Genomic DNA, 7,614 nt, shown 5'->3' with positions numbered 1-7,614 from the left:
GAAGCTGAGCGCCCTGATGCGCTGGTACCCATCGATCAAAGCCGCGTCGTGCAGATGCTCGGGCCGCACCCCGACGATGACGCTCTCCGGCGCGGGGTGTCGCGCGATCACCTGTTGGACTTCCGGTGTCACCACCACTTCCCCGAACGGCAGCGTCAGCCCGGTCGGCGTCAACGTGGCCGGGAAGAAGTTCATGGCCGGCGAGCCGATGAACCCCGCGACGAACAGGTTGGCCGGATGTTCGTAGAGCTCGTCGGGGGTGCCGATCTGCTGGGCGACTCCGCCGCGCATCACCACCACCCGGTCTCCCAGCGTCATGGCCTCGGTCTGGTCGTGGGTGACGTAGACGGTCGTGGTGCCCAGCCGCTTCTGCAGCCGCGCGATCTCACCGCGCATCTGGACGCGCAGCTTGGCGTCCAGGTTGGACAGCGGCTCGTCCATCAAAAAGGCTTTGGGGTGGCGCACGATCGCCCGGCCCATCGCGACCCGCTGTCGCTGCCCGCCCGACAATTGGGAGGGCTTGCGGTCGAGCAGTTCAGTCAGGTCAAGGGTTTTGGCGGTCTCCTCTACCTTCTGGGCGATCTCGGCCTTCTTCATCTTGGCCAGCGTCAGCGGAAACGCGATGTTCTGCCGCACGGTCATGTGCGGGTACAGCGCGTACGACTGGAACACCATCGCGATGTCCCGATCCTTGGGCGCCTTCTCGTTCATGCGCTCGCCACCGATGCGCAGCTCGCCCGACGAGATGTTCTCAAGGCCGGCAATCATATTGAGCGTTGTCGTCTTACCGCACCCCGACGGGCCGACCAGAATCAGGAACTCACCGTCGGCGATGGTGATGCTGAGGTCTTTTACGGGGGTGGCGCCGTCCGGGTAGCTCTTGGTGACATGGTCCAGCACAATCTCGGCCATCGAGCTATCCCTTCACAGCGCCGGAGGTCAACCCGGCGATGATTCTTCGTTGGAAGATTAGAACAAAAGCGATGATCGGGACCGTGATCACGACGGCACCGGCCGCGATCGATCCGGTCGGTTCCTCGAATTGCGAACTGCCACCGAAATTCGCGATGGCCACCGGCGCGGTGATCGCCGCCTTGGTGGCGGTCAGCGACAGCGCCAGCAGCAGGTCGTTCCACGCGAAGATGAACACCAGGATCGCCGCGGTGACCACGCCGGGCGCGGCCAGCGGGACGATCACCTTGCGGAACGCCTGGGCCGGTGTCGCGCCGTCCATTTTGGCCGCCTTCTCCAGATCCCACGGAATCTCCCGGAAATACGCCGACAGCGTGTAGATGGCAAGCGGCAGCGCGAATGTGATGTAGGGCAGGATCAGGCCGGGCCAGGTATCGAACAGTCCGACGAAACGTTCGATGTTGAACAGAGGCGTGACCAGCGAGATCGCCGGGAACATCGTGACCAGCAGGGTGGCGCCGATCAGCATCCGCTTGCCCGGGAAGTTGAGCCGGGCGATCGCGTAGGCCGCCATCGCGCCGAGCCCCACAGCTATCGCGGTGGTGATCAACCCGATCCCGATTGAGTTGACCAGTGCCGACCCGAACAAATCGCCGCGGAAGATGCCGCGGTAGTTCTCGAGGGAGACCGACGACGGAATCAGCTTGCCGTCCTTGACACTTGACGTCGGCTTGAGCGAGAGGCTGAGGATCCACAACACCGGAACGAGTGCGTAGACCACCACCACGGTGTCTAGCAGGACCCAGCCGGCCCAGGCCCGCCCGGTGCTCGCTGTGTTACCGGCCATCGACGTCACCTCCGGGGGCCGCCGCGCCGAACGCCTTGATGTAGACAAGCGCGATGATGCCCACACAGAGGAAGATCAGCACGCTGATCGCCGAGCCCAATCCGACGTTGAACCCCTTGAATAGATTGTCGTAACCAAGGATTGACACCGAGTCGGTGTTGTTGGCGCCGTCGGTCAGCACGTAGATGCTGTCGAAGATGCGGAAGGCGTCCAGCGTCCGGAAGAGCAACGCGACCACCACCGCCGGCTTGATGATGGGCAGGGTGACGCGCATCAGCCGCCGCCACGGGCCGGCGCCGTCGACCTGGGCGGCCTTCAGCAAGTCCTCGGGCACCAGCGCCAGCCCCGCCAGCAGCAGCAGCGACATGAAGGGGGTCGTCTTCCAAACCTCGGCCAGGATGACGATGCCCAGCGACGGGATCTGGGCGGTCAGGGGTGCGCTGCCCTGCGGCAGAAGGTTGGCCAGATAGCCGGTTCCGGGCGTCCACGCGTAGTACCAGCTGTACGACGCGACCACGGTGACGATGCCGTACGGAATGAGCACCGCGGTGCGCACCAGGCCCCTGCCGACCAGCGTGCGGTGCATCACCAGTGCCAGCGCCAGGCCCAACACGAACTCGAGCGACACCGAAACCGCTGCTATTCCCAGGGTTACGGCCAGAGCGGTCCACCAATAGCGGTCGGTCAAGATCGTTTGGTAGTTGCTCAATCCGACGAACGCGGTGTCGTGAGGGGTGGCGAGGTTGTTGCGCTGCAGGCTCAGCCACACCGCGTAGCCGATCGGGTAGGCCGTCACCGCCAGCATCAGGATCGCCGCAGGCGCGACGAGCACAAAGGCAAGTCGCCGTTCCGGCAACTGGTTTCGGGCCCGAGGGCGCGGCGCGGCGGCGGTGGCGGTGGCGGTCACGGCAACAGCCCCTTGCCGTCGATGGCCTTCTGCGCCTGCGCGGTGAGTTCGTCGGCCGTTCGCTCCGGGTCGATTTCGGTGATCGGGCTCAGCGTCGCCGACAGCCGCAGCGACAGCGCCTGATACACCGGAGTCGCCGGCCGTACGGCGGCGTCGGTGAGCTGTTGGCGGATGATCGTGTACATCGGATATTTGGCCTGGAATTGTGGGTCGGAGTACAACGACGTTCGGACCGCCGGCAGGCCACCCGCCATCGAAACGTACTTCTGGCTCTGCAGGCTGCGCAGGCAGCGCACAGCTTCGAAGGCCTCCGCGCGGTGGCGGGTGGTACTCGCCACGGCGAGGTTCAACCCGCCGAGCGTCACCTTGGCCGGCCGGCCCGGCGCCACACCGGGATACGGCGCGAATCCGAAGACCCGCCGGCTGGCGTCGTAGGCGATGCGGAACTGCTCGTCGCTGGGCACGAACGTTCCGACGTCGTTGATGCTGCCCGCCAGGGCCGGGTCGCGGTTCAGCGGCAGGAAGGGGACGCCGCCCTTCACCGCGTTCTCCAGCATGGAGGCCAGCACATACGGCCAGTTGACTTCCAGTGCGGCCTTGCCCTGTTCGACCGCCAGGCGCGCCGTGCCTTCGTCGGTCCGGCTGATCGACGGGTCGGCCCCGGGGGCGGTACCGACGGACTTGAGGATGCGCAGCGCGTTGACGGTCGCGGCCCGGTGAGCGGGCGTGTCGGTCAGCGTGACCTGGCGGCCGTCCTCGGAGAGCACCTGACCGCCGCCAGTCACCAGCAGCGTGTTGAACCACACCACCAGGCCCTCATTCTCGTTCGCCTGCACGGCGATCCAGGCGGGCTGACCCGCGGCGTGCAACCGGGCGGCTTCGGCAACCATCGCGTCCCAATCCTGCGGCGGTTGTCTCACCAAATCGGGCCGGTACCAGAGTAATTCGGTGTTGGTGATGATGGGCTCGGCATAGAGTCTGTGTTTCCAGCGGGCGGTCGCCAGCGGGCCGGGCAGGGTGTCAGCGGCGGCGTCGGCTTCGGCCCGACCCTCGGGATCGTCTGACAGCGGCAGCGCCCAGCCCGCCTCGGCGAACTCCGCGGTCCACACCACGTCCAGTCCCATCACGTCCAGCCCGCGGTCGTGGGCGCTCAGCCGCCGCGCCAGCTGCACTCGCTGCTCCCCGGGACCCCGCGGCAGGCTCACGTGCTGGACGGCGAACCGTCCCCGCGATTGCCTGGTGCACTCCTGGGACACCGCCGTGAAGGTGGCCGAGTCGGTGGCCGGCGTGAAGAAGGTGATCACCAGCCCGTTGCCGGCGGACCCGCAGGCCGAAAGCGCCGCCATGGTGGTCACCGTCGCCAGCGCGATGACGCCCATCCGGCGCAGGCGCCCGGGACGTTTCACCACCGATTCACACCTCTCGCGCGCGGCCTCAAATCGCTAAGCGCGCCAACAGGTCCCGTGCCTTCTCCGCGTTCTGCGGATCGCAGAGCACGTCGTAACGGCCGGCCACCAACTGCATGGTCGAGCTGAAATCCCTTGTGCCACGGGCCATCGCGTACGGAACCGCGGAGGTGATCAAACCGAAGAACACACCGGCGACGAGGCCGGTGGCCAGCGCAGCCCACGGATTCGGGCTGAAGAATCCGAGCACCAGCCCGATGAACAGGCCCAGCCAGGCCCCGCTGAGCACACCGCCGCCGAGAACCTTGGGCCACGTCAGCCGGCCGGTCACTCGTTCGACCTGCATCAGGTCGACGCCGACGATGATCACCTGCTGCACGGGGAACTGCTGCTCGGACAGGTAGTCGACGGCGCGCTGCGCCTCGGCGTAGGTGGGATAGGAGCCGACCGGCCAGCCCTTGGGTGGGGTCGGTAGCGAGGGCACGCCGCGCCGAGCGGCCGCCGCGCCGGGGGGCGTGGCGCCGGGAACTTGACCGGGCTGGAAAGGACTAGTCATTGCTGCTCATTCTCCTCCGCCCCGGCCAAGCTCACATCTCGGGCCTTCATAGCCTATCCAGCGACGCGCACCAACCTGGGAAAACAAGACGCCGGGGTCGGCGGGCCCGCGGCGATTCGCCGCCAATCCCCCACCTGGGCATCGGCTAGGTTGAACAGCATGACAGCGCCCGGCGATGACTTCGGCGAACGCTCCCACGATGACCAGGCCAAACCGACGTCCGCCGGCAGCGGGGTGCCGGGGCAGCCAGAGGCGCCGTGGGAGCCGCCCGCGTCGGCGGCACAGGAATATCCGCCCCCGGCCTACCCGCCGCCGGCGTATCCCACCGAGCACCCTGGCTATGGGGCCCACTACCCGCCGCCACCCGGATACGGGCAGCCGCAGGGGTACGAGCAGCCGCCGGGCTACGGCGCGCCGCCGTACCAGCCGGTGCCTCCGCAATTCGGTGGGCCGCCCGCCGGCTACGGGCCACCGTCTTATCCGGGCGGCTACTACCCCGCACCGGACTACCTTGGCGGCTACGGGCTGCCGAGCGGAATCAAGCCTGGCACGAACAAGCTCGCTATCGCGTCACTCATCTCGTCGTTCAGCGGCGTGTTCTGCTGCTGCCTCGGCTCGATCGCGGGCATCGTGATGGGGGCGGTCGCGCTCAATCAGATCAAGCGCACCCAGCAAGACGGCTACGGCCTGGCGGTCGCCGGCATCGTCATCGGCGTCGCAACCCTGCTGGTGGGCCTGATCTTCGCGATCTTCGCGATGCACTCGCGTTAGCACCCTGCCGTAGGCGGGCCAACACCGCCGCCATCTGCCCGACCGCCCGGCGCTGCCTAGGCTTTCCCCATGGCATCGGTCAACAGGGTGTACATCGCCCGGCTCTCGCGGATGTTGGTGCTGGGTCCACTCGGCGAGTCCTTCGGCCGGATCCGCGACGTGGTGATCAGCATCAGCATCGTGCGTCAGCAGCCCCGCGTGCTGGGGTTGGTCGTCGATCTGGCGACGCGGCGCAGCATCTTCATCCCGATGCTCCGGGTCACCGCGATCGAGCCCGAGGCCGTCACGCTCAACACCGGCAGCGTGTCGCTGCGCCACTTCGAACAGCGCCCGGGCGAGGTGCTGGCGATCGGACAGGTGCTCGACACCCAGGTCCGGGTCAGCGACCCCGCGCTGCCGGAGCTGGCCGGCCTCGACGTCGTCGTCACCGACCTGGGCATCGAACAAATCCGCACCCGCGATTGGATGGTGAGCCGCGTCGCGGTCCGCAGTCAGCGCCGGCTGGGCCGGCGCGGCCCCGTGCACGTCGTGGACTGGCAAAACGTGCAGGGCCTGACCCCTTCGGCGCTGTCGTTGCCGGGCCAGGGGGTGGCGCAGCTGCTGGACCAGTTCGAGGGCTGGAAGGCGGTGGACGTGGCCGACGCCATCCGCGGCCTGCCGCCCAAGCGGCGCTACGAGGTGTTCAAAGCGCTCGACGACGACCGGCTGGCGGATGTCCTGCAGGAACTGCCCGAGCTTGACCAGGCCGACGTGCTATCCGTACTGGGCACCGAACGCTCGGCCGACGTGCTCGAGGAGATGGATCCCGACGATGCCGCCGACCTGCTCGGCGTGCTGAATCCGACCGACGCCGAGATGCTCCTGACCCGGATGGATCCGGGCGATTCCGCCCCGGTGCGTCGGCTGCTGGCACATTCGCCCGACACCGCGGGCGGCCTGATGACGTCGGATCCGGTGGTGCTGACCCCCGACACGTCGGTCGCCGAGGCGCTGGCCCGGGTCCGCGACCCCGACCTCACCCCCGCCCTGTCGTCCATGGTTTTCGTGGTGCGCCCGCCGACCTCCACACCCACGGGTAGGTACCTGGGCTGTGTGCAGCTGCAGCGACTGCTGCGCGAACCACCGGCGGAGCTCGTCGGCGGGATAGTCGACAACGACCTGCTCACCCTGACGCCGGAGACGCCGCTGGGGGCCGTGACCCGCTATCTGGCCGCCTACAACCTGGTGTGCGGACCGGTCCTCGACGATCAGAACCACCTATTGGGCGCGGTGACGGTGGACGACCTCCTCGATCACCTGTTGCCACACGATTGGCGGGTCGATGTGCAGTCGCTCGACGTCAGCGGCCGGCTCGAAGAACTGGGAGGATCCGCGTGAGCACGTCCTCGACCCCGCGCCGGCTCTACACCCCGCGGACGTCGCGCAGGTACTCGCCTCGCCTCGACCCCGAAGCCGTCGGCCAGATCACCGAATCGATCGCGCGTTTCTTCGGCACCGGCCGCTACCTGCTGGTGCAGACCATCCTCGTGGTGGCGTGGATTGCGCTGAACCTGTTCGCGGTGGGGCTGCGGTGGGACCCCTACCCCTTCATTCTGCTCAACCTGGCTTTCTCCACGCAGGCCGCCTACGCCGCGCCGCTGATTCTGCTCGCCCAGAATCGTCAGGAGAATCGCGACCGCGTCGCGCTCGAGCAGGATCGCCATCGCGCGGCGCAGACGAAGGCCGACACCGAGTTTCTGGCCCGGGAACTCGCGGCGGTGCGACTGGCCGTCGGTGAGGTCGTGACCCGCGAATATCTGCGTCACGAGCTCGAGGACCTACGCTCCCTGCTGGAGAATCTGGACACCGAATCCGAGGGCTCCGAGGCGGCGCCGGGCGGTGCCGGCGCGGACCGCAACCCTAAGAAATAGGGACGAGAACCAGTTCCGACCATTGCGCCACTCTGGTCACAAGAGTTATGTATGGTGATCTAGTTCACGGCTGAGAAGCAGTTGACCAGCTCACATACCTAGGACGGTCGAGTGCGCATAGGGGGACGCCGGGGTGCACACCCGGCCGCCGCGGCGGAGCGGCAACGAGCACTTCAGGTATCACGCACGCGCGTGTTCGGGGTCGCCACCATCACCCCGTTGATTTTTGCCGGAGCGGTGAGCGGAGGGGCGCCTTCACTCCCGGTAAAACTCCCGCCGGTGCACGCCAACATCACCCCGGTGGC

8 protein-coding genes are annotated in these 7,614 nt (G+C 67.5%); 3 read left to right on the top strand and 5 right to left on the bottom strand.

Annotated elements, in window-relative coordinates; translation table 11 throughout:
* The 5 genes from A5709_RS23130 to A5709_RS23110 form a co-directional block, all read right to left on the bottom strand.
* On the bottom strand, positions 1–912 hold a 912-nt coding region (locus A5709_RS23130; RefSeq protein ID WP_068122776.1), incomplete at its 3' end, for an ABC transporter ATP-binding protein.
* Between the two features lie 4 nt (positions 913–916).
* Positions 917–1,759 carry a carbohydrate ABC transporter permease gene (locus tag A5709_RS23125; RefSeq protein WP_067945152.1) on the bottom strand — a complete coding sequence of 281 codons (843 nt, stop codon included), beginning with the start codon at positions 1,757–1,759 and terminating at the stop codon, positions 917–919.
* Positions 1,749–2,666 carry a carbohydrate ABC transporter permease gene (locus A5709_RS23120; RefSeq protein ID WP_068122773.1) on the bottom strand — a complete coding sequence of 306 codons (918 nt, stop codon included), beginning with the start codon at positions 2,664–2,666 and terminating at the stop codon, positions 1,749–1,751. Before A5709_RS23120 ends, A5709_RS23125 begins: the two co-directional genes overlap by 11 nt.
* A complete protein-coding gene (locus A5709_RS23115) occupies positions 2,663–4,045 on the bottom strand; it encodes an extracellular solute-binding protein (protein WP_369827395.1) in 1,383 nt (460 codons plus the stop codon). Before A5709_RS23115 ends, A5709_RS23120 begins: the two co-directional genes overlap by 4 nt.
* 55 nt (positions 4,046–4,100) lie before the next feature.
* Complete coding sequence (locus A5709_RS23110) at positions 4,101–4,628, bottom strand: general stress protein (RefSeq protein ID WP_067945145.1); 528 nt, start codon at positions 4,626–4,628, stop codon at positions 4,101–4,103.
* A gap of 159 nt (positions 4,629–4,787) precedes the next feature.
* Between A5709_RS23110 and A5709_RS23105 the strand changes: the two genes are divergently transcribed.
* From A5709_RS23105 to A5709_RS23095, 3 genes are all read left to right on the top strand, one after another.
* Positions 4,788–5,399, top strand: coding sequence for a DUF4190 domain-containing protein (locus A5709_RS23105; RefSeq protein ID WP_068122767.1), 612 nt, complete (start codon positions 4,788–4,790; stop codon positions 5,397–5,399).
* Positions 5,400–5,468: 69 nt separating this feature from the next.
* On the top strand, positions 5,469–6,776 hold the full coding sequence (locus A5709_RS23100) for a magnesium transporter MgtE N-terminal domain-containing protein (RefSeq protein ID WP_067945141.1): 1,308 nt from the start codon (positions 5,469–5,471) through the stop codon (positions 6,774–6,776).
* Positions 6,773–7,309: a DUF1003 domain-containing protein gene (locus A5709_RS23095; protein WP_067945140.1), complete on the top strand. Its 537-nt coding sequence runs from the start codon at positions 6,773–6,775 to the stop codon at positions 7,307–7,309. The genes A5709_RS23100 and A5709_RS23095 overlap by 4 nt, the downstream gene beginning before the upstream one ends.
* The last annotated feature ends 305 nt before the right edge of the window (positions 7,310–7,614 follow it).

It is taken from the genome of Mycobacterium sp. E1386 (genome assembly GCF_001672745.1).
In the GTDB taxonomy this organism is placed as follows: Bacteria; Actinomycetota; Actinomycetes; order Mycobacteriales; family Mycobacteriaceae; genus Mycobacterium.
Note: the sequence above shows the minus strand (reverse complement) of the source record. Positions and strands in the feature narration are given on the sequence as shown.